This is a genomic window from Stenotrophomonas sp. 278, assembly GCF_003935715.1.
GTDB classification, from domain to species: domain Bacteria; phylum Pseudomonadota; class Gammaproteobacteria; order Xanthomonadales; family Xanthomonadaceae; genus Stenotrophomonas; species Stenotrophomonas maltophilia_AH.
Genome location: NZ_RHPP01000320.1, coordinates 1 through 625 on the forward strand (window position 1 = coordinate 1; position 625 = coordinate 625).

Here is a 625-nt window from a genome sequence, read left to right on the forward strand (position 1 = left end):
GCGCGGCCATGGCCGCCCCGGCTTCGAGTGCACGCGGCACGATCGCACGGCCAGCGGCCACTGCACCGGAAGACACAATCACCACCTCGCGCCCGGCCTGCACATGCGCCGAAACGAACTGCGCCAGCCCCAGCGCATGACGTGGGGACAACCCACCACCATCCGCCGCCAGCAGGCTGCTGCCGACCTTGAGCACGGCACGCCGCCATGAGGGCAACGCTTGTTCGGGGAAACGCGATGCAGTCATGGCAGATACCAGTAAAAGGGTCAGATGTGGTTAACGGGTCAACCACTCGTGCACATGCAGGTCCGAGGCCTGCATCGTCACCAGCGGGTCGGTGGCGACGATCGCCTGGGCCTCTGCAAGGCTTTCAACGTTGCACAGCACATAGGCCCCGCCACTGCCGTCGCTGAAACCACCGGTCAGGTGCAGCTGCCCGGCAGCGCGCAGCGCATCAAGGAAGTCACGGTGCGGCTGGATCGCCGCATCGGTGAACCCGGGCGCACGCATCGCCATCACCAGGTACAGGGTGGCCATCAGACCAGCGCCGCCCAGCGCGCGCGGAGCTCGTCCAGACGCAGATCAGCCGCCGCACCGGGCGACACGCGCGCGGCCAGGCTGCTT

General features: G+C 67.8%; 1 protein-coding gene and 1 pseudogene. Both read right to left on the reverse strand.

Going from position 1 to position 625, the window contains the following annotated elements; all coding sequences use genetic code 11:
* Positions 1-247: pseudogene (locus tag EGJ34_RS21930) on the reverse strand (glutamate 5-kinase); the annotation flags it as partial.
* A gap of 30 nt (positions 248-277) precedes the next feature.
* The gene (locus tag EGJ34_RS21935; RefSeq protein ID WP_185750305.1) at positions 278-538 is read right to left on the reverse strand and encodes a YciI family protein; all 261 of its coding nucleotides are present in this window, start codon (positions 536-538) and stop codon (positions 278-280) included.
* Positions 539-625 lie beyond the last annotated feature (87 nt).